Origin of the sequence: Parapedobacter brassicae (genome assembly GCF_051400755.1) — a bacterium.
GTDB lineage: Bacteria > Bacteroidota > Bacteroidia > Sphingobacteriales > Sphingobacteriaceae > Parapedobacter.
In genome coordinates this window covers 1,269,347-1,290,349 of record NZ_JBLFFL010000001.1, presented here as the reverse complement: position 1 = coordinate 1,290,349, position 21,003 = coordinate 1,269,347, and the positions used below count along the sequence as shown (strand labels likewise).

The 21,003-nt window shown below is 49.8% G+C and carries 17 protein-coding genes and 1 tRNA gene; 5 read left to right on the top strand and 13 right to left on the bottom strand.

Annotated features, from left to right (window positions below; genetic code table 11):
* Positions 1–7: 7 nt before the first annotated feature.
* The 6 genes from ACMGDE_RS05190 to ACMGDE_RS05165 form a co-directional block, all read right to left on the bottom strand.
* Positions 8–553 (bottom strand): NUDIX hydrolase, encoded by a 546-nt coding sequence (locus ACMGDE_RS05190; protein ID WP_436831697.1) that lies wholly within the window; start codon positions 551–553, stop codon positions 8–10.
* 1 nt (position 554) lies between these two features.
* Positions 555–2,285 (bottom strand): phospho-sugar mutase, encoded by a 1,731-nt coding sequence (locus ACMGDE_RS05185; protein ID WP_436831696.1) that lies wholly within the window; start codon positions 2,283–2,285, stop codon positions 555–557.
* 125 nt (positions 2,286–2,410) lie between these two features.
* A complete protein-coding gene (locus ACMGDE_RS05180; protein ID WP_436831695.1) occupies positions 2,411–3,298 on the bottom strand; it encodes an SDR family oxidoreductase in 888 nt (295 codons plus the stop codon).
* Positions 3,295–4,062 (bottom strand): enoyl-CoA hydratase/isomerase family protein, encoded by a 768-nt coding sequence (locus ACMGDE_RS05175; protein ID WP_436831694.1) that lies wholly within the window; start codon positions 4,060–4,062, stop codon positions 3,295–3,297. The genes ACMGDE_RS05180 and ACMGDE_RS05175 overlap by 4 nt, the downstream gene beginning before the upstream one ends.
* Before the next feature lie 20 nt (positions 4,063–4,082).
* Complete coding sequence (locus ACMGDE_RS05170) at positions 4,083–6,536, bottom strand: TonB-dependent receptor plug domain-containing protein (protein ID WP_436831693.1); 2,454 nt, start codon at positions 6,534–6,536, stop codon at positions 4,083–4,085.
* An 84-nt stretch (positions 6,537–6,620) separates the two neighbouring features.
* Positions 6,621–9,332, bottom strand: a complete 2,712-nt coding sequence (locus tag ACMGDE_RS05165; RefSeq protein WP_436831692.1) for a TonB-dependent receptor plug domain-containing protein — start codon at positions 9,330–9,332, stop codon at positions 6,621–6,623.
* 113 nt (positions 9,333–9,445) lie between these two features.
* On the opposite strand from ACMGDE_RS05165, the gene purD reads away from it, so the two are divergent.
* Together purD and ACMGDE_RS05155 are read left to right on the top strand one after the other, a co-directional pair.
* Entirely contained in the window at positions 9,446–10,720 is a 1,275-nt protein-coding gene (purD, locus tag ACMGDE_RS05160) for a phosphoribosylamine--glycine ligase (protein ID WP_436831691.1), read from the top strand.
* Positions 10,721–10,775: 55 nt separating this feature from the next.
* A tRNA-Glu gene (locus ACMGDE_RS05155) sits at positions 10,776–10,847 on the top strand.
* A gap of 107 nt (positions 10,848–10,954) precedes the next feature.
* On the opposite strand, the gene ACMGDE_RS05150 is transcribed toward ACMGDE_RS05155, so the two are convergent.
* Entirely contained in the window at positions 10,955–12,100 is a 1,146-nt protein-coding gene (locus ACMGDE_RS05150; RefSeq protein ID WP_436831690.1) for a Fic family protein, read from the bottom strand.
* A gap of 333 nt (positions 12,101–12,433) precedes the next feature.
* On the opposite strand from ACMGDE_RS05150, the gene ACMGDE_RS05145 reads away from it, so the two are divergent.
* Positions 12,434–14,788 carry a TonB-dependent receptor domain-containing protein gene (locus tag ACMGDE_RS05145; protein ID WP_436831689.1) on the top strand — a complete coding sequence of 785 codons (2,355 nt, stop codon included), beginning with the start codon at positions 12,434–12,436 and terminating at the stop codon, positions 14,786–14,788.
* Between the two features lie 169 nt (positions 14,789–14,957).
* On the opposite strand, the gene ACMGDE_RS05140 is transcribed toward ACMGDE_RS05145, so the two are convergent.
* The 4 genes from ACMGDE_RS05140 to ACMGDE_RS05125 form a co-directional block, all read right to left on the bottom strand.
* Positions 14,958–15,404, bottom strand: coding sequence for a hypothetical protein (locus ACMGDE_RS05140; RefSeq protein ID WP_436831688.1), 447 nt, complete (start codon positions 15,402–15,404; stop codon positions 14,958–14,960).
* 154 nt (positions 15,405–15,558) lie between these two features.
* Positions 15,559–16,368 carry a HipA domain-containing protein gene (locus ACMGDE_RS05135; protein ID WP_436831687.1) on the bottom strand — a complete coding sequence of 270 codons (810 nt, stop codon included), beginning with the start codon at positions 16,366–16,368 and terminating at the stop codon, positions 15,559–15,561.
* A gap of 173 nt (positions 16,369–16,541) precedes the next feature.
* Positions 16,542–16,871 carry a HipA N-terminal domain-containing protein gene (locus ACMGDE_RS05130; RefSeq protein ID WP_436831686.1) on the bottom strand — a complete coding sequence of 110 codons (330 nt, stop codon included), beginning with the start codon at positions 16,869–16,871 and terminating at the stop codon, positions 16,542–16,544.
* Entirely contained in the window at positions 16,868–17,086 is a 219-nt protein-coding gene (locus ACMGDE_RS05125; RefSeq protein WP_436831685.1) for a helix-turn-helix domain-containing protein, read from the bottom strand. The genes ACMGDE_RS05130 and ACMGDE_RS05125 overlap by 4 nt, the downstream gene beginning before the upstream one ends.
* A 131-nt stretch (positions 17,087–17,217) precedes the next feature.
* Between ACMGDE_RS05125 and ACMGDE_RS05120 the strand changes: the two genes are divergently transcribed.
* Positions 17,218–17,325: a helix-turn-helix domain-containing protein gene (locus tag ACMGDE_RS05120; protein WP_436831684.1), complete on the top strand. Its 108-nt coding sequence runs from the start codon at positions 17,218–17,220 to the stop codon at positions 17,323–17,325.
* A 49-nt stretch (positions 17,326–17,374) separates the two neighbouring features.
* Positions 17,375–18,298, top strand: coding sequence for a VOC family protein (locus ACMGDE_RS05115; RefSeq protein WP_436831683.1), 924 nt, complete (start codon positions 17,375–17,377; stop codon positions 18,296–18,298).
* Positions 18,299–18,312: 14 nt separating this feature from the next.
* Here ACMGDE_RS05115 and uxaC read toward each other — a convergent pair whose 3' ends face one another.
* On the bottom strand, positions 18,313–19,716 hold the full coding sequence (gene uxaC / locus ACMGDE_RS05110) for a glucuronate isomerase (RefSeq protein WP_436831682.1): 1,404 nt from the start codon (positions 19,714–19,716) through the stop codon (positions 18,313–18,315).
* 21 nt (positions 19,717–19,737) lie between these two features.
* Complete coding sequence (gene uxuA, locus ACMGDE_RS05105) at positions 19,738–20,901, bottom strand: mannonate dehydratase (RefSeq protein ID WP_436831681.1); 1,164 nt, start codon at positions 20,899–20,901, stop codon at positions 19,738–19,740.
* Positions 20,902–21,003 lie beyond the last annotated feature (102 nt).

Below are 21,003 nucleotides of genomic sequence, written 5' to 3'. Positions count from 1 at the left end.
ATAAGTATCAGGCCAGTAGACCCAGCTTGACCAGCGAATAGAATAACGCTGCGGTATGCAGGGATTGACCGAACTGATTGTTTAGCAATAGCTGTTTCAGCTCTTCGGGAGTAACCAGCAACACATCTATTTCTTCTTGCTCATCGAGCGCTTGCTCCTGCACTTTCACGCCGCCGGTGAGGAGGTAGGTGAAAGTGCGGTTATTGCTGGTAGCCGGATTGGGAAAGAGTGAGGCCAGCTCTTCGATGCTGTCAAACCGGTAGCCGGTCTCTTCTAGCAGCTCGCGGACCGCCGCCGTGGGGGCATCCTCTCCGGGGTCAATGACGCCGCCGGGGATTTCGAGCACATCCTGCTTCACGCCGTGACGGTATTGCCGTACCAGGATAAACTGGTTGTCTGCAGTCAGCGCCACCATATTCACCCAATCGGGATATTCCAGCACATAATATTCCGGCACGATATGGCCGTTCGGCATGCGGCACACGTCTTTGCGCAATACTGCCCAAGGGGCCTGTACAAGGTATTCGGAGGATAATGTTTCCCAATGTAGCATATCAAGCAATGTCTTTCATGATGCGGTCTACGCGCTCGTCCAATTCGCGGCTCACGCGGTCAAAATCTTGCGGATCGGCAAGCGGCTGCCTCACGCTGCAATAAAACTTGATCTTGGGCTCCGTACCCGATGGGCGTGCCGAAACCACGTCACCGTCAACCGTCATAAATTGCAAAACGTCTGATTTGGGCAGATTGATGATTCCCCGCTCACCCGTCTTGAGGTTATATGATTCGCTGTTCTGGTAGTCTTTTATTTCAGCCACCTCGATGCCGCCGATGGTCTGCGGAGGGTTGCTTCGCAGGCGTTCCATCATGGCTTGGATTTCCTCTGCTCCAGCCTTGCCTTTCTTCGTCAGCGAGATCAACTTCTCTTTATAAAATCCATGCTGCACGTAAAGGTCGAGCAATGCATCAAAAAGTGTCTTCCCTTGATCTTTATAATACGCGGCCATCTCGGCGATGAACACCGCAGATACCACGGCATCCTTATCGCGCACCAGCTCGCCCACGAGGTAGCCATAGCTCTCTTCCCCGCCGACGAGGAACCGGCCTTCTCCATTTTTCAGTGTAATCAGTTCGCCGATGTACTTGAAGCCGGTCAGCGTATCGTAGTAGGTAACGCCATACTGATTGGCGATGTCGGCAATAAGGCTAGTGGTGACGATGGTTTTGACCACATAGTCATCCGGCCGCAGATCGCCCTGCTCTTGCTTGGCAGAAAGCACATAGTGCACCAATAGGCTCCCGATCTGGTTGCCATTAAGCAATTGGTAAACGCCTTGCGCATTCTTGACGGCTGCGCCCACCCGATCGGCATCCGGATCGGTGGCGAAGATAACATCCGCTCCGATGTGCTCCCCCTCTTTCACGGCCAACGACATGGCTTCTTCCTCCTCGGGGTTGGGGTATATAACCGTAGGGAAATTGCCGTCCGGCGTAGCCTGTTGCGCTACCACATTCACGTTGGTAAAGCCCCACTGTTTTAATGCCGGTGGCACCAGCGTTACGCCGGTCCCGTGTATCGGCGAGAAGACGATTTTCAGATCAGCCTGCCGGGCTACTGCATCCGGACGGATGGTCAGTGCTGCAATCGCATCCAAATAGGCCTTGTCAAACTCCTTACCCAATAGCGTGATGTTTTCTGCGATGCCGGCAAACTTGATTGCATTGGGATCTTCAATAGCATATACTTCGTTGATGACATTCTTATCGTGCGGCGGCACCAACTGTCCGCCATCGTTCCAATAGGCTTTGTAGCCGTTATATTCCTTCGGATTGTGCGATGCAGTCAGCATCACACCGGCCTGGCATTGCAGGTGACGCACGGCAAAGGAAAGATGCGGGGTAGGCCGCAGTTCGGCAAATAGGTAAACCTTGATATTGTTTGCTGAGAATACATCTGCTACCAAGCGCGCAAAGGCCTGTGAGTTATTGCGGCTGTCGTATGATATGGCTACTTTTATTTCTGCTGTCGGATAGACCTTGCGCAAGTAATTGCTCAATCCCTGTGTGGCCCGGCCGATGGTATATTTATTCATCCGGTTGGTGCCCACACCCATGACGCCGCGGAGACCGCCGGTACCGAATTCGAGGTCCTTGTAGAAACTATCGGTCAACTCGGTGTATTGTCCCGTGTCAAAAAGTTGTTTTACTGCGTTGATGGTGTCTTCGTCATACGGGGCTTGCAGCCAAGCCTCGGCGCGTGCTTGTAATGCTGAATCTAAATTCATTGTGGTCATGGGGGCTAAAATTTGTCGCTATCAAAAATATTAACTCGGTTGGATAATAAGCATAACTAGTGCCAAAGTCGGCGAGAAAAGCCCGCACAACTGATGAAATTTTCGGTCAACCCGTGTCAGCCCTTGGCTTGCCGCGTGAGCTGCTCCAGCAGATCCCATTGATCATCCGGGATGGCGGCGAGGCCATTGAACTGACCGGCGCCCTGCAGCCACTCTCCCCCATCGATGGTGATGACCTCTCCGTTGATATACCCTGCAAAATCGGATACCAAGAAAGCGGCCAGATTGGCCAGTTCCTGATGATCGCCTACACGCTTAAGGGGCACCCGGTTTTTGAAATCGAACTGCTTGGCCAGATCACCGGGCAATAGCCGCTCCCATGCCCCCTTGGTGGGAAAGGGACCCGGGGCAATGGCATTGCTACGGATGCCATATTTGCCCCACTCTACCGCCAGCGAACGGGTAAGCGCCAGCACACCGCCTTTGGCCGCTGCCGACGGCACCACATAAGCCGACCCCGTAAAGGCATAGGTGGTCACCATGTTGAGTATACTGGCCGGTTGCTTCTGGGCAATCCACTGCTTGCCAAAAGCCAAGGTGCAGTTGGCCGTGCCCTTCAGTACGATGTCAATGATAGCCGAAAAAGCATTGGCAGACAGGCGTTCGGTAGGCGAGATGAAGTTGCCTGCGGCATTGTTTACCAAGGCATCCACCCGGCCAAACCGCTCCAGCGATGCCGCCAGCAGCTGCTCGACCTGCGTAATATCCCGCACATCGCACGCAACGGGCAGTACCTGCCCACCTGTATCGGCCATCATTTCTTCGGCCGCCTTTTCCAGCACTTCGATTTTCCGGCTGGCGATGACCACCCGCGCGCCCAATCGGAGAAAATACGTGGCCATGGCCCTGCCCAATCCGGTACCGCCGCCGGTCACCACGATTGTTTTGTCTTTTAGCGCATCCTCGCGCAAAGCGCCTTGTACAGTATTTGCTGAGTCTTTCATTTTTGTCCGCGCTTCAAGTTGTCGATAATCGCTTTGAGGACCGCACGGGTAGCGGGCGACCACCATTGCTTCAATATCGCTTCGATGGTTTGTTCCTGGCTCACTTCGAACGCAGCGATCATGGATTGTCTCATATTGCGCTTGCTCTGCCTCCAGCTATTCCGCTCATATTGCGTATAGTTACCTAATTGCCGTTCGGCGGCGGTGCGAATGCTTTTTCCGCTGACCACCTCATCGACCAATCCGATCTGATGTGCTTCTTGCGGACTGAAAAGCTTGCCCTCCAGCAAATATCGATACGCCGCCGCCTGGCCCAGCCAGAAACCATATAATTGAAAGATGCTATCCGGCACGATTATACCAACGGGGATCTCGTTGAGTCCGATAACGTAATCCCCTTCGGCCATTACCCGATAATCACAGCATAGCGCCAACACGCAGCCTCCTGCGGGGCCATGCCCGCTGATGGCGGCTACCGCCGGTTTGTCAAACGCGACAAACACCCGTACCAGGTCCATGAAAGCATACCAAAATTGGCGCACCTCCCCTTCGTCGCTTTCATACAAAGCAACCAAATCAAGTCCCGCACTGAAAAACCCTTCCTTGCCATGCAAGATCAGCCCCTCAATCGCCGGATCGTCCTGTGCACCAGTTAAGCTTTGCCCGAGCTCCTCGAGCATTTGCCGGTTCATGGCGTTGGATTTGCCGCGATCCAAATACACATGGGAGACACGTTCTTCGATACTAACTTTAATGAAGTCCATCCTTTTTTGCTTACTCGTCTCTAGTCTACCTTAATATAATGCACCGCGCGTCCTACACGCCCATATACGTCCAACCCTTCGATCACCATTCGGTATGTGCCCGGGCTATCAGCCGTATAAAAGGTAAACGATGCGTTGCCCTGCTCATCCGTGACAATATTGGGTGCCCAATGGATCGTGGTGCGGAGGTCTTTCATCTCCGAAAGCGAATCCGTGGGGGCACTATAATCAGGCGCATAGAATTCGCGCACTTCATAGTATCCCTGCGGATTATGCGTGACGATGCCCGGTGTGTGTAATTCTTTGTTATATCCTTTTTTATCGTATTCGCGGCTATCTCCACGCTTGGTCGTAATGACCAACAGCCCGCTGCTTCCAACATCACCGTAAACAGCGGCATACCCCAGACCCGATAACACTTCTACCGCCTCTACCTCAAAGGGCGGAATATCCGCCAAAGCCGCAGGCTCCATGAATGTGCCGTCAAGGATAATCGCCATTGATCCGCCACCGAACCCCATGGAACGCGTCGAGATCGCCATTCCATTCCTGAAACTCACCCCGGGTATTCGCCCCTGGAGGCATTCAGCCAAGGTAATACAAGATGGATTTAGGTCATCAGCTGTGAAAACATAGTTTGCATTGCCCGGACCGTTCAGGTTGCTGGAATTCCTGAGTCTTGGATTGGAAATTTTATGCGTCACCCTTATTTCCTCTAACAATATGCCTTGTTCTTTCTCAAATCCATACTTCTCAAGCTCGCTAAATTGCTCCTCTGCGTTCCCCAGGTAAACACCTATGTCCTCTTCGAGTCGGGCCGTCGCGTTTGGAATGCGCTTACTGGGCGCAACCGCCGGACCGTGAAACTCATCAAGACGGATATCCACCTTCCTTCCATTCTGAGCGTCTCGGGCCTGCACCACGAACCGCGTGCTGTCATAGAAGACCAACTCGTCGAAATTAAATCGTCCGTCTTGACGTGTTACGGTATCCATCATCGAGACAAAGCCGTTGCTGGAAAGCAGCGTCACACGGGCATTATCAACGGGAGTATCGCCGCCCCGCTCGGTCACAACACCGCTGACGCTCAGCCCTCGCTCAGGATGATGGGTGATCACCGGGATTTTCCCCGCGGCAAGCTCCTGCCAATCTATCTGGCTGCCTTCCTGCATCAACATCACATTGTCAAGCTGCCTGCGCTTGTTGATACCGATACCTCCGAAATCATATTCCAGTGTTTCAACATATCCTTTCATCTCCGAACTCAACAGCAAATTCGCATAAATATTCCCTTCCTGCACCGCGCTATCAATAGGAACTTTATCCAGGTTTACAACAGCCGCCGACAGCACGGCGACACGGCTACTGTCATCCTCATGACCCACGCTCACCTGCACCTCTACCTTCTTCCGTAAACCGTAGTGTTCCTTCTCCGTGACGACGGTTGTCGGCAAAGCCCAAAGACCATTCACATTAAATATCGCACGCTCCGCCACCGGCTCCATCGCTTCTGAAAACAATGTCAGCTGCACAATCCCGGCAGGTAAGATTGCCCGCGGCACAGAAAAAATCACCTCTCCTTTGGCTTGTATGTTCCTTGACGCATAGAATACTTCCCCGTCCTGATGTGCCAAGAGACTAATTTCCTGCCCCCTCACCAAATCTGCTGTCGTAAAGGCCTGAACAAAAATCCGCTCCTCCAGCTCATTGTTTACCGCAAGAGCATAGCCTGAGTGTTTCACCGGCGGAAGCGCTTGTTCGACGCGGCTCCCGTCTGAGAACGTTTCCTCAGCGAAGTAGCTGCTCCCCGGCTGAGGTGCAAAACTGAAATCCCCTACGCCAGGATGCATAGACGCAAAATTGACGATCCGATCGCCCTGATGATCCGCTATATATCCGCTCAAATTGATGTCCGAACCTTCCGGTACTGTTTTAAAAGCAACCCTCGTAAGATTACTTGCCACCAACGCCCCACCCTCGGGAAAAAATCGGACACCATGGATGAGCGGTGTCGTTTCGGCCACTTTTGCACTTTTGTCCATTGCTTCGCCCGTCTTTCCAATCCATACTTCCTGCTCGTACAATCCGTTGTCGCTGAAGTTCCGCATCCAATTGGTATACGCCCGAATCCGGTAGCTGCCCGAATCCAGCGAATCTGCTAACTGAAAATCTCCCATCGTCACACCGGCTACAATGGGAAGCCTAAGGGATTGCACAATAGTGTCCTCGGGCCCGATGAGATCTACGTATAACACCTTGCTTAATCCAGAAAGTCTATTATGCGCCCCGATCATTATATATCCCTTAAACCAAATGTCATCCTCAACCGCGTAGTAGGACTTGTCCACATGCAGATACACCTTTTCACGGGGGTATTCCTCCGCATACCGCGCAAGCTTTTTTAGCAGGTCATCGAGGGTGCGTTCTTGTGCATGCAGTGTAAATACCGACAGCCAGCATAACGCCGACGTCAAAAGTTTTCTACTATATGGGTGCTTCTTCCACATCTACGTTCTGGCATATCGTCTTAGTATTGATCGCTATTAGGATAAATCAAATTAGTTTTTGACAGTAATGTAATGCACTGCACGTGCCAACCGCCCGTCTACGTCCAACCCTTCCACCACGATGCGGTACGTGCCCGGGCTATCGGCCGTATAAAAGTCAAACGATGCCTTGCCCTCCACATCTGTGACAATATTAGGTGCCCAATGGATGGTGGTTCGGAGGTCTTTCATTCCTGCGAGCGAGTCTGAAGGCGCGCTGTAATCAGGTGCATAGAATTCGCGCACTTCGTAATATCCCTGCGGACTGTGCGTGACGATGCCCGGCGTGTACAGGTCTCTGTTATATCCCCCGCTATCCCCTCGTTTGGTGGTAATGATGAGCACACCCCCGCCACCCCTGCTACCATAAATTGCCGTGTTGCCAATGCCCCTCAACACTTCGACGGTTTCTACATCAAACGGGTTGATCATGGATAGTGCATCGGCCTCCATATACATCCCATCCAAGATCACTTGCATCGGCTGATCGAACGAACGGGTAGAGTACGGTATACCGTTGCGGAAGATCACGCCCAGCAACCTACCCTGTAAGCACATATCCAACGTCGCGCAACCCATCGACAGGTCCTCAGCAGTGATCACCTGGTCGGCATTGCCGGCGCCATTGAGGTTGCTCGAGTGTCTGACCTTATTGTTTTCGGCCTCCCGTGTCACCTTCACTTCTTCTAATAAGATGCTCTTTCCCTTGAGGCCGTATTTTTCCATCTCTCCGAATTGCTCCTGCGTGTTTTTGAGGTACGTGCTGATGGACTCATTCACATTGACGGTCGCATCCGGTGTATTCTTATTGCGGGTTACCTGCTGCCGCGGCGTTTCATCCAACTGGATGTCCACATTCTTCCGGCCCTTCTCGTCGCGCGCCTGCACGACAAACTTGGTATCGTCATAAAACAACAGCCTATCAAAACTGAATCGACCGTCCGGACCGGTTATGGTGTCAATAATCGCCGAGACATTGTTGGTGGACAGCACCGTTACGGTTGCATTGGGGACGGGGGTTTTGCCGTCGCGCTTGATGACTACCCCGCTGATGCGCAAGTCCTGCTCGGGATGATAAGTGATAGCCGGTGTCTTCCCTGCGGCAAGGTCTTGCCAGTTGATCCGGCTCCAGCCCTGCGTGAGCATCACATTGTCCAGTTGCCTTCGTTTGGCAATATCACTATCCTCAAAATAATATTCAGGGGTTTCAATGTATCCTTTTATATCCGAACTCAACAGCAGGTTTGCATAAATATTCGCTTCGCGTACATTACTATCAACGGGAACCTTTGCCACGTCTATCACGGCCGCCGAGAGCGCGGCTATGCGGCTGCTGTCGGTTTGTTGCCCGACATTGACCGCTACGGACACCTTTTGCTTAGGCCCATAGCTTTCTTTGTCCGTAGATACGGCGATGGGCAGCATCGATGCTTCATTCACATTGAATATCGTCCGTTCAGCCAAGGGTTTCATATCGGCAGCAAACAGTGTGATCTGCACGACTCCTGCCGGAATACGCTCGCGCGGGACGGCAAAAACGACCTCTTTTTTTGACAGTTTGCTTTTTGATGCATAAAATACGGTCCCATTCCGCTGAAGCAATACGGTAACCTCTTGCCCGTTTACCAAATCATCCGAGGCAGATGCCTGTATAAAAATTTGCTTATCCAGTTCATTGTTCACCGCCAACGCGTAGCCAGCCGTTTGCACTTGCGGAAGCTCCTGTTCCCCCTCGCTTCCATCAGCGTAGGTCATCCGAGCACGGTAGGTGACCCCCGCCTGCGGAATAAGGGCGAAATGGCCCATCCCGCCATATACCGATTCAAAATCAGCGCTGCGAGTGCCGCTGTTATCCACGACATAGCCCTTCACGCCCACCCCCAGGCCCTCGGGCGCCAACGCCTTGAAACCCACCTTGGTGAGCATGCCGGCGACGAGGTGGCCGCTTTCCGGAAAAAACTGGATACTATTGGTATTAGACGTGGTTTTCAGCGGAATCGTCTTATTGATGGCGCGCTTTTCGGGTGTCAATAGCGCAAGTGCGATCTTCCCGGTCTTCAGGTTGAATGGCTGCTTGTTTACGAAATCAAAGGCAACCCGCCCGTGTTCATCCGTTTTAGCCCTGCCGCGACCAATGTTTCGTCCTTCCATGGTCACTTGATAGTTGACATCCATCTCAGCCATCGGTCCACCTGTTAAATCGGTAAATTCGATCTCCGCGTTGACGGTATGCATCGGCGAATTCTCGTAAGAAAAAGAGCTATGCGTAATCACACTGTCCGTACGGGCATTGCCGATGGGCAACACCCGATCAAAGAAAACATCATTGTCAAAATTGCGCATCCAATTGGTGTATGCCCGGATGCGGTAGTTGCCCTCGTGCAGTGAATCCGCCAACTGGAAATCCCCCATGGTCACCCCGGCGATCAGCGGCAACCGGATAGACTGTATAACCTGGTCTTCCGGACCGATAAGGTCTACGTATAGAATTTTACTGAGGCCAGAAAGGTTATTGTACGCCCCGATGGTGACATAACCCTTAAACCAAACATCATCACCCACCGTATAATAGGGTTTGTCCAGGTGCAGGTATACCTTCTCCTGCGGGTACTCGCCCGTGTAGTTACTGAGCTTCTTCAAAAGGCTATCAACGGTCGTCTCCTGCCCACGGAGTACTGGTATAAAAAGCCCAAAAACCATCAATATCGCTAGCAAATGGCGCATATAGCTCATTAAACTCAGTGGAGTAACCTTACAGGTATAAACACGCGCGATGTGCATTGGTTTTGTCAGACCGGTATAGTGGTAAATATAGGCAAAAAAAATATCTTTGCAAGATGAACATCCTAATTATCGGTTCGGGCGGTCGGGAGAGTGCTTTCGCCTGGAAAATCGCCCAGAGCAAACAAATCACACAGCTATATATTGCTCCGGGCAACGCAGGTACCGCCCAATACGGCAAAAATGTGCCGCTCAAGGTCACCGATTTCGAGGGCATCGGCAACTTCGTGCTTCAAAACAGCGTAGACATGGTGTTGGTCGGACCCGAAGAGCCGCTGGTAAAAGGGATTCACGATTATTTCCTAAACCACGCCAGCCTCCGGCGGATCCCGGTCATCGGTCCGCAGCAACAGGGTGCCCAGTTAGAAGGGAGTAAGGATTTTGCCAAGCAGTTCATGGTGCGCCACGGCATTCCTACCGCGGCATCAAGATCGTTCACCAAAGAAACACTGTCCGAAGGACTGGCCTATTTGGAGGTCCAAAAGCTTCCCATCGTGCTCAAGGCCGACGGACTGGCAGCAGGGAAGGGCGTATTGATCTGCGCCACCCTGGAAGAAGCGAAGGCCGAATTAAAAGCCATGCTTGCCGATGCTAAATTTGGGGAGGCAAGTAACACCGTCGTCATTGAAGAATTCCTGACAGGCATTGAGCTGTCTGTTTTCGTCCTTACAGACGGCGAGACCTATAAGATATTGCCCTCGGCCAAAGACTACAAACGCATAGGGGAGCGTGACACCGGCCTCAATACCGGCGGCATGGGCTCCGTATCTCCAGTACCTTTTGCCGACACCGAATTCTTGGATAAGGTGGAACAGCGCATTGTAGTGCCGACGATCAATGGCCTCAAAAAAGATGGCATCCCCTATCAAGGATTCATTTTCATCGGCTTGATGAACACGGATGGCGAGCCCTACGTCATTGAATATAATGTCCGCATGGGTGATCCCGAAACCGAAAGCGTATTGCCGCGCATCGAAAGCGATCTGGTGGACTTATTGCAAGGGGTAGCCCAGCGAAACCTTTCCGAACGGTCCTTCACGCTCTCCCCGAAGACGGCCGCTACTGTGGTATTGGTCGCTGGTGGATACCCCGGCGTGTACGAATCCGGCAAAGTCATCGATAACATCGAAAATGTAAGACGTTCCATCGTATTCCATGCCGGTACCAAAGAAGTAGACGGCGCGGTCCACACCGCGGGCGGACGTATATTGGCGGTAACGGCCCTGGAAGACACCTTGTTTGACGCGCTTCAACAAGCCACCGCCGATGCCGGGCGTATTTATTTCGAAGGAAAATATTTTCGAAGGGACATCGGATTTGATCTGATATAAATCAGCGGCTATTGGTAGCTATTTGAATTAGCTTTATATTTGCAATCCTTATGAAGGCCCATTCGTCTATCGGTTAGGACGCCAGATTTTCATTCTGGAAAGAGGGGTTCGATTCCCCTATGGGCTACGTACTTTTGGGTACTACCCAAGTTTAATGGTTTAAAGCCTTGCAATTATATTTATATTGTAAGGCTTTTAATTTTCTGCCAAATTATGCAGGAATCAGTGGTTTGATCAATCCTTTCGGAACAGGTCGAGATACTTGTCAAACACAAAAGACCTATTCCGGCTTTGACCCGTCGTCTCTTTTAGTATGCCCGATGACTCAAAGTCTGCAATCAAGTTGTTGGCTGCTTTGTAACTTAACCCCGTGGCTTGTTTGGCATCCTCCACGAAGACGATCGGCTGCTTAAACAGGTATTGCAGCAATGCCATTGCCGAGTTGCTTTTTCTGCCGAACTGCCCGTTGATCAAAATTTCCATATCGGATTTGAGTTCCAATATGAGCGACAGTTTCTTGGCCGCCTCGGAGGCCATCTCCGCGACCCCGACCAGAAAATACTTTAACCATTGTATCATGTCGTTCTTGGTTCTTACAAAGGTCAGATTATCATAATACAGCCCTTTGTTTCGTTCAAAATAAGTTGACAGATATAACAGCGGCTTCTCCAGTATCTTCGAATCAATCAAAAACAATGGTATCATCAACCTGCCGATCCTACCATTTCCATCCAGAAAAGGGTGTATCGTTTCAAATTGGTAATGGGCGATACCAATCCTGATCAGTTTTGGCACGATGATGCCTTCGTTATGGAGGAAATTCTCCAAATCTCCCATCAAGGCCTCCACGTACTGGTGGTGCGGAGGAACAAATACAGCATCTGCTGGACTCGTGCCCCCAATCCAGTTTTGACTTGTGCGGAACGCTCCCGGCTGTTTGTGCTCCCCCCTCACGCCCTCCAAAAGTAGAGCGTGTGCCTTTCTGATGAGCCTTGAGGAAATGGGAAGTCGCTCTAATTGCGCTATCGCGTAATTCTGTGCCCTGATGTAATTATTCACTTCTTTCCAGTCGTCCCTCCTTTCGGGAGAGATTTCCCTTTCTTCCAACAAAGCCTCCTCTATGTTGGTCTGCGTGCCTTCTATCCTGCTTGACTTGACAGCTTCTTTGGTAACGTGTAAATGGATGAACAGGTCGATATTGGGCACAAGCCTTGCAAATGAATTCAGCTCACCCAATTTAATTGCAGCCTCTTCCAGTAACCCATTGATTGTCGGGTTATCCCATTTCCATTCCATATTTATAGGGGATGGGACAAAGTAACTGTATCCACCCACGCCCTTTTCAACATGCCCTGATTCGTATGCTTCAAGTTTTACCATTGCACTCGATTAGTATTACAAAGTAAAACAAAAAAAAACATATTTTACTTTAATGGCCAAAAGTAAAATAAGCGAGTTGCTGTTTTACTTTTCACAAACCCGCCCAAAACGTCTCAAATCAGGCAGAAAAGAGTTCGAAGATTGTACGCTATGGGCTACCGCTTTGATTATACTGTTAAAAGCGTGGTTTTTACAACTGTGCAAATATGATTCATCCGGTGCAGTTCTGTTAGCCTGGGTTCCTCTACTTTATTAGCCGTTCGTCTACTTTTTTTCGGGATAACCCGTTATTCCGTTTCATTTGCCTGTCGTAATCATTCAGGCATTTTCCCTATGATTAAACGTTCACTTGTTTTATTACTATTGGCCATAATTTCCATCGGACAAAACGCACTTGCACAAAGCAGGGTTTCAGGTGCCGTGGTCGATTCTGCTACCCGCTGGCAGCTGCCCTTTGTTACCGTTAGGCTGGTGGATAAGGATCAAAAGCACTTGCAGAATTCCGTTTCCGATAGCCTGGGGCGTTTTTATTTTGAAGAAGTGCCCCCAGGTATCTACCGGATCCATTGCCGTATGACAGGCTATGTCCCGAAAGTGTCAGAGCACTTTACGGTAAAAGACAGCATTATCGAACTCCCGCCCTGTTTGATGGCCCGTTCGGGGCAAACACTGGCCGAAGTGACCGTTACCGCGCAAGGTTCGCCTATATCGACACGGATAGATGGTTTTGTATACCATGCGGATCAGGAGATACAGGAAGCCGGGGAAACAGCCGCCGATCTGCTCAGGAAACTCCCGGGCGTGCAGGTAGACCCGAATGGAACACCGCATATGCGGGGCAGTAACCGCATCAAAGTATTCATCGATGGAAAGCCCTCCATGACGTATGCAACCTCCGTGACGGAAGCCTTACGACAGATACCGGCCGATAATATCAAAACAGTTGAAATCATAACCCACCCTTCGGCCCGTTATGATGCAGAGGGAGCAGACGGAGTAATTAACATTTTCACTAAAACGCCCGTGGAAGACGGTGTTTCGGGTACCGTTAACGGAACACTGGCCAACCGCTTCAACGAATTGACAGGCGCTATTACCTGGAGAAAACGGCAGCTGGTGTTAGGTCTCGATATAGGTCACAGCGCCTCCGATAATGTTACCACAAGCGTGCTGGAGCGTACCGATCACTCCGTAGACGGTGACGGATTACGGCAGCAAAAGGAGATAAACAACGAATCGGAGAATCTCTTCGGCGGCATCAATGTCATTTACCTTCCCGATACGTTAACTACACTGAATGCGGGCTACCGCTATAGTGGCGACCGGTTTGGCGCGAAGTCGACCCTAAACAATTTGATGGAATCAGACGCATTCACCCGAACAATTGATAATCCCGCTTTCCGGTATTTGCACGGTATTAACTGGGGATGGCTTCGCAGATCACGGGACGGATCTGCTGAATATAACATCATGGGATATTGGTTTTACCAGGGCCAGCGAAATCGCTATTTATTGGATCAGTATCGGCAGCAACAAAAAAATTATTCAGAGAAGAATCTCAATTTGCTTGGCAACCGTGAATTTTCCTTCCAAGCGGACGGAAGAAAAGACTTCGGGAATGACAGCGAACTGGAATTAGGGCTAAAAGGTGCATTCAGGAGGTTCTTCAATGAAAATCTGTTCGATGTATTTGATTTCAACCGGTCCGTTTATTTGCCCGACAGCCTCCGTGCTGACCGGTTTTGGTTTAACTGGATGATTGCCGCCGCTTATGCCACGTACACACTTAACCTTGATTCCTGGAAAATTAAAATCGGTGGCCGTTATGAATACACCCACTGGCCGCTGCACTTCCGTGATACGTCACTGAACATTCCCGATTATCAAAATTTCCTGCCTAATCTGATTATCAGCAAAACCATTTCCACTGATCACAACATGGGCGCCGGCTATACGAGGAAGCTACTCCGGCCGTATATCAATTACCTGAATCCGGTGGTCAACTACATCGACTCGCTGAACCTGGAATACGGCAACCCCAATCTTAAGCCGGCAATTACCAATAGCTATGAGCTGACCTACACCTTCCGGAAATCTGCATGGTTATTGAATGTTGCCTTGTTTTACAACCAGACCGGGAACAGCATTGAACCGGTAAGGGTAGCGCAGCCGGATGGAATCGTAGCAAACACCTATGCTAACGTAGCAGACCATGATGTTTTGGGGGTTAGCATCGATGCGTCACTACGCCTTAAACGGTTTACATTCATCCTGACAAACACCACGCGGCACCTGGAATTTGGCAGCCAAAACGGCTACCTCTTCAGGAATGGTTTTATCATCAATCAGGGTGTAGATGCGTCGTTTAAACCAAACGCTTCGCTTACCATCCGTGCCTATGCGAACCTGAATTCCAGAACAGTGAATTTTCAAGGATATGCCACCGGTGTACAAAGTTATACGTTATCGGTGAGCAAGGAGTTGCTCGATGGCAAACTGAATCTTAGCGCCCGTTGTGATAATCTGTTCACCCCGTACCGGTATGTGACCGAAGTTACTGCTGCTGAGACCTTTGACCAGCACGTTGAAAGCCGCTATATCAATCGGTTCTTCAGGGTAGCTCTACGATGGAAACTGGGTAAAAAAGAAGTGGAAAGACCCGAGATCAGAGAAATTGACGGTTATTGACTTTGGTGACTTCGGTTCGTATTCGAACACCTGTTGTCCGGATTCGGACAATTGGAGGTTATTTAGGGAGAGTACATGGCGCGGTTAATTTTTTTCATTTTTTCCCGCGCGCATTGTGTTCTTATCCATTCGTAAAAACGGAGCGCTTTTGCATACTGAACATAAATCGTCAATATTTACTCTCAACCGTCACATTAACCGTCTGCGATGGCGCAAGTTTTGGCACCAGCGCGTGGTAGGTGATGTTGGGTGCTTCCGAGGCCGCGTTATGCTGGATTTCCACTTTCAGATTGTGTGTCCCGTCACAATCCCTTGTATAATCATACCTGATTTCATGCACACCACTCGTTAGCCTCTTTTTGCCGATAACGAGGTCGTATTTTCCAAAATCGATTTCCCGCATGCAGTTGCCAGTGACACGGTTTTCAAAATCATTTTGGGAGCGGATGATGGTGTGCGTTTCCGTTAGATCAATGTGCATTTGATGCGTCGTATATTGGCATCCAAACAGGGTTTCCAAGTTTTCAACGGCCAGTTGGGTAGGGCTATTGCATACCTCATTTTTTTCGCAAGCGGCAAATAGGTATAAGGCCGCGATTAGCATTCCTTTGTTCATTTCAAAGCTGTTTTCAGTTGTCCAATCAATATAGATAGACGTAATTCACATTGAAATGCTACAACACTGAGCAGGCAAAAGGAAAAAAGAAGCTCCGAATTTCCAAATCGCTATTTTTGTCACAGAGCAATATTTTCAATCCTACTATAGGCTACTAATCTTTCATCAACTGTTTGATCCGGCCCTGATAGGATTGCCAATAATTCCTTTTGGTCGTTTCATCCAGAAAAGAGGAAAAGGTCAATTTCTCTACCAGGTCCGATCCGGACAGCATTAGCCTGACGATATCCTTGAAAATCTTTTGGTTAATCCCTGCATTTTCTGCTAATACCGAGAATTGGCGCTTTATTTTTCCCTGTGTGAGCTTTTTGGGCAATAGGCCGTCAGCTAAGGCAAAATCTCCGTCATTGGCATGAATGCGGCTGTTCAACAGATCATAGGCGGGACTTAAGCGATAATCTCCAAGAGGTGTTTCCAGCAACGAAAAATTTTTAAAGTGCGCATCTCCATTGGAAAACAAATAATTGAATAGGAGTAGTTTCAGTAGTTTTGGTGCCTCCAATTTGTATGCAGGAACATATTTCTCCATTAGCTGGAATAGCTCCAGGTAGTTCCCAAGGTACTTATAGTGTTCTCCGTGGGTTTGAGGAGTTCGTTGAGCCAAGGATGCAAAATCATCCTGGGCTCGTTTTGAGCCGTCGCTCTTTACATCAAAACGCTTGGTGATGTAAGCAGGCTGACCATTGCTAAAGAAGATCAACGCATTTTCAGCCGTTTCTATGCCATACACCTGACGTCCGATCTGCATCGTTAAATGTTCATTGGCCGGCATTTGGTCTGGCCTTCTCCCTGCTCCCGGAACAGGCTTCAGGATGTAGGTTCCTTGCTCCCCTTCGCCAATCAGCCGTAGTTTATTTTTTTCCAACAGCATAGAGAATTTCTCCTGTACCCCCGAAATGGACATACTTTTCCTGTTTTCTTCAAAAAGTTCATCTGTATCAGGGTTTGATGCGGGCGAATCGTATAGCAAAATGTGGCTAACTTTTTTTCCGTTGAAAACACGATTTAAGCATGCTCTGCTATAGGTATCAAACCCTGCTGCCAATGTTCCGGGACAATATTTTATTGCTGGAAGACTCATTGATTTTCTATTTTGACGATATTCACGGCGCCTATCGTATCATTTTTTGTGGTGGTCATCAGTAGCCCGAAATAGTCGCTTTGGTCAATTCTGTTGAGCTTGCAGACCGTCTGCTTATTGGTGCCTTCGGGGAGCATATTATAAAAAAAGGGGAATAGGAAATCGGAATGGTACTCCTTATCCGTTTTGGGCAGGGTAAGGCTGATTCCCGGTTTACTGGCATCGGCTACCCACGAGGATTGATACCGGAAACTGAAGGAACCGTCATCCTGTTGGGTTAGTATACCCGCTTCTCCGCCTTTGAATAATACTTTTGCCTGTCTCATGGGTTACTTGTTTTGTGCTTTATCCTCAATGCTATTTCGAGGCCTAGGGTATCCACAAGTTTTTGCAAGGTCATCAAAGTAGGATTGCCTTTTCCGCTTTCAAACTGTTTAAGCGTTCTCAACCCAACCCCCGACAGCTCCGCTAATGTTTCTTGAGTGACCTGCAGTGACTCCCTTCGTTCTTTTATGGTGTTTATAATCTCTTCAAAGTGCATTTTAACGCTCTATCTGATGCAAATATAAAGTTATTAATTTAATTTTTTATGCCAAAGTGCGTTTTGACGCACTTTTTGCCATTACCTCTTTAGAAGAACGCTGTGTTTCCGAACAGCGTATTAGCTATGTTATGTCAGGCACAAATTGCCGATCGGGCTTCAAGTATCTGCAGCATTTTAGCCGATTATTCAAACAGAAAACAGGTGTGACACCGAATAAGTATCGGGACTTGAATTAAGAAGAACAAATCTACCCCAACGCTTGTTAATCTTAAAAAATGACAGGTCATGCAAAAGATTGTTCCACACCTTTGGTTTGACAAAGAAGCCAAAGAAGCGGCAGAATTTTACACTTCGCTGTTTCCAGACTCACGAATTACGCACACTACATTGCTTCGCAGCACGCCGTCGGGAGATAGCGATGTCGTGAGCTTTGAGCTGTGGAAGCAAGAATTTATGGCCATCAGCGCGGGGCCCGTTTTCAAGTTTAACCCTTCCGTGTCATTCATGGTAAATTTTGATCCCCTGTTTTTCGGCTCATCATCAACACGGGATCAAGACGCGAGGGATAAATTAGATATGGTCTGGGATAAACTGTCTGATGGCGGTACGGTGCTGATGCCCATCGACGAGTATCCCTTTAGTAAACGTTACGGCTGGCTAACGGATAAATACGGGTTGTCTTGGCAGCTGATTCTCACCGACCCTGAAGGTGAACCGCGCCCTTCAATAATGCCTTCTCTGATGTTTGTAGGCAGTAAATGCGGCAAGGCCGAAGAAGCCATCAACTTCTACCTCTCCGTTTTTAAAAACTCAAAACTGGGCGGAATGTATCGTTATGGCAAAGCACAAGAGCCGAACAAGGAAGGTACCATCATGTTTGCCGATTTTATGCTGGAAGACTACTGGTTAACCGCGATGGACAGTGCACAGGAACACGGTTTTGATTTTAATGAAGCCGTTTCTTTTATGGTGAACTGCACCGATCAACCTGAAATAGACGATTACTGGCAAAAACTTTCTGCTGTACCGGAAGCGGAACAATGTGGATGGATCAAAGACAAGTATGGTCTATCATGGCAGATTACGCCGACTGAAATGGGCCAAATGATGCGTAACGGAACTCCGGAACAAATAGACCGAATCGTGCAGGCATTCATGCCTATGAAAAAGCTGGATATATCGAAATTAAAAGAAGCATACGAGCGATAATGCCGGACGTCAGTTTATAACCCAAAGTATTCTTTTGCGTTATGATAGCAAATGTCCTGTATGATCTTGCCCGTCCAATCCATATCGGTGGGCATCAGCCCTTTGTCGATGTCTTCGGCAAACAAGTTGCAAAGCAGCCGTCTGAAATATTCATGGCGCGAGTACGAGAGGAAACTCCGCGAGTCCGTAAGCATCCCAACGAAACAGCTGATTAAGCCGATATTGGATAGCGTGTTCAGCTGCTGGGTCATCCCGTCCAGCTGGTCCAAAAACCACCACCCCGAACCGAATTGCATCTTTCCTTTGATTCCCTCCGCCTGGAAATTACCCGTCATGGTTGCAAAGACGGCGTTATCGGCCGGATTTACGTTATATATGACCGTTTTGGCCAGTCGGTTTTCCTCCTCCAGGGCATTGAAAAACTGCTGCATACGCTCGGCCTGCTGAAAATCACCGATGGAATCATATCCGGTATCGGCGCCGAGCTCGCGTAGTTTCCGGCTATTGGTATTGCGCAGCGGTCCGAGGTGGAATTGCTGTACCCATTCTTTATCGTGGTACAATTTGCACAATTCGGACAATACGGCAAATGTAAATGCTTCTTCATATTCGGCCGCGCGGCGATCATCCCCGCTCAGTACTTGTTTAAAGACTTCGTTCAATGAAACGGCGGTGGTTCCCTTCCGGGGCATATGGCTTAGCCCGTGGTCTGCCATGCGACATCCGTGGCTATGGAAATAATATAGCCGGTTCCAAAGCGCGTCCAACAGCGTATCCAGGTCGACGATCGCTACCCCGCTGCTTGCCTGCAACCGCTCGATATAACGGCGATAATCGTCGCCCTTACTCAATTGGAATGCCTTATCGGGCCTGAACGTGGGCACCACCTTGGTCTCAAACCCCGATTGGGCAATGGCCTGATGATGCCGAAGGTCGTCCGCGGGGTCATCCGTAGTGCCCACCATCTCTACACTGAAATGCGTCAGCAATCCGCGCGGTGAAAATGCGGGTTGCTGCAACTGCGCAAGGGTGCTGTCGAAAATAGCGTCTGCATTATCCAAACCGAGCAATTCGTTGATACCAAATGGGTTTTTCAATTCCATGTGTGTCCAGTGGTACAAGGGGTTGCGCAGGGTGTAGGGGACCGCCTCCGCCCATTTGCGGAATTTCTCCCGGTCGTCTGCATCGCCGGTGATGTACCGTTCAGGAATACCCAGTGCCCGCTGTGCACGCCATTTATAATGGTCGCCCGCCAGCCAGATGTGGGTCATGTTGCGGAAGTTTTCATTGGCCGCCACCACCTCCGGGGGGAGGTGCGAATGATAGTCGACGATCGGCAGGTCCGCCGCGTAGTCATGATAAAGCTTCACAGCCGTGCCCGACTGTAATAAGAAATCGTCGTGGAGGAAGTGAGCCATGTCCGTTCGATTAGGTAGCGATTATTGTCCTATGATCCCGAGTTCCAATCCCCGCAGTTCGGCCAGTCCCCGCAGGCGGCCAATGGCGGAATATCCCGGGGCAGTGGTTTTCTGGAGGTCATCGAGCATTTGATGGCCGTGGTCCGGCCGAAAGGGAATGGGCTTGTCGCGCCGCTGATTTTCGGCCACTAACGCCTTCATCACGGCGTACATGTTTACATCGCCATCCAAATGATCGGCCTCAAAGAAGTTGCCCTGTTTATCTTTCCGCACGTTGCGCAGGTGTACAAAGTAAACCCGGGATTTCACCGCATCAAAAATAGCGGGGATGTCGTTAGACACGCCCGCACCCAACGACCCTGTACAAAAACAGATGCCGTTGAACGGTTTATCCAGTTCGCGGATGATGTAAAGCAAGTCTTCCTCATTGCTGGCAATGCGCGGCAACCCTAGGATGGGATAAGGGGGGTCGTCCGGGTGGATGGTCATCCGTATACCGTGCTCTTCACACACATCGGCAATCGATGATAAAAACCAAATCAGATTTTGCCGCAGTCCATCGAAGCCAATGGCAGCGTATTCACGGATACTTTCCCGCAGCTCCTCCAATTCCGTGCTTCGCTCACCCGGAATGCCCATGAGCACATTGGCATTCAGCAAATCAAGCTGCGACGGGGTATATGCGTCAAACCTTTTCTTTGCTTCGGCCACGATTTCTTCCGGATAGTCCTGCGCCGCCCCCTCACGTTTCAGTACAAAAAGATCGAAAGCAGCCAAATCATTCCAATCAAAATACAATGCCTTCGATCCGTCTTTCATCTCCAGGTCGAGTTGCGTGCGTGTCCAATCCAATACCGGCATAAAGTTATAGCAGACGGTCTTGATCCCTTCCTGGGCCAAGTTGCGCAGGCTTTGCCGATAATTTTCGAGGTAGATTCCCGCATTCGGTTTCCGGGTTTTGATCACCTCATGTACGGGCACACTTTCGACCACGCTCCACGCCAGTCCGGCGGCCTCAATCAAAGCCTTGCGCGTGCGGATATCTTCCAATGGCCATATCTCGCCGTGAGGAATGTGATGAAGCGCCGTAACGATGCCGGTAGCACCTGCCTGTTTGATGTCTTGCAATGAAACCGTGTCAGCGGGGCCATACCACCGCCATGTCTGCTCAAGTTTTCTAGTCATCGTACCCAATCCTTATTCATTTATCGTTGTTCCCTTACCCCTATTCCTTTATCCTTGCTCCTTTATCCTTGTTCCTTTGTCCTTTATCCTTTTGACCCCGTC

Coding starts and splice junctions, on each gene's coding strand:
- ACMGDE_RS05190 (WP_436831697.1), bottom strand. CDS start 553: ATGCTACATTGGGAAACATTATCCTCCGAATACCTTGTACAGGCCCCT.
- ACMGDE_RS05185 (WP_436831696.1), bottom strand. CDS start 2,285: ATGAATTTAGATTCAGCATTACAAGCACGCGCCGAGGCTTGGCTGCAA.
- ACMGDE_RS05180 (WP_436831695.1), bottom strand. CDS start 3,298: ATGAAAGACTCAGCAAATACTGTACAAGGCGCTTTGCGCGAGGATGCG.
- ACMGDE_RS05175 (WP_436831694.1), bottom strand. CDS start 4,062: ATGGACTTCATTAAAGTTAGTATCGAAGAACGTGTCTCCCATGTGTAT.
- ACMGDE_RS05165 (WP_436831692.1), bottom strand. CDS start 9,332: ATGCGCCATTTGCTAGCGATATTGATGGTTTTTGGGCTTTTTATACCA.
- purD (WP_436831691.1), top strand. CDS start 9,446: ATGAACATCCTAATTATCGGTTCGGGCGGTCGGGAGAGTGCTTTCGCC.
- ACMGDE_RS05150 (WP_436831690.1), bottom strand. CDS start 12,100: ATGGTAAAACTTGAAGCATACGAATCAGGGCATGTTGAAAAGGGCGTG.
- ACMGDE_RS05145 (WP_436831689.1), top strand. CDS start 12,434: ATGATTAAACGTTCACTTGTTTTATTACTATTGGCCATAATTTCCATC.
- ACMGDE_RS05140 (WP_436831688.1), bottom strand. CDS start 15,404: ATGAACAAAGGAATGCTAATCGCGGCCTTATACCTATTTGCCGCTTGC.
- ACMGDE_RS05135 (WP_436831687.1), bottom strand. CDS start 16,368: ATGTCCATTTCGGGGGTACAGGAGAAATTCTCTATGCTGTTGGAAAAA.
- ACMGDE_RS05130 (WP_436831686.1), bottom strand. CDS start 16,871: ATGAGACAGGCAAAAGTATTATTCAAAGGCGGAGAAGCGGGTATACTA.
- ACMGDE_RS05125 (WP_436831685.1), bottom strand. CDS start 17,086: ATGCACTTTGAAGAGATTATAAACACCATAAAAGAACGAAGGGAGTCA.
- ACMGDE_RS05120 (WP_436831684.1), top strand. CDS start 17,218: ATGTCAGGCACAAATTGCCGATCGGGCTTCAAGTATCTGCAGCATTTT.
- ACMGDE_RS05115 (WP_436831683.1), top strand. CDS start 17,375: ATGCAAAAGATTGTTCCACACCTTTGGTTTGACAAAGAAGCCAAAGAA.
- uxaC (WP_436831682.1), bottom strand. CDS start 19,716: ATGGCTCACTTCCTCCACGACGATTTCTTATTACAGTCGGGCACGGCT.
- uxuA (WP_436831681.1), bottom strand. CDS start 20,901: ATGACTAGAAAACTTGAGCAGACATGGCGGTGGTATGGCCCCGCTGAC.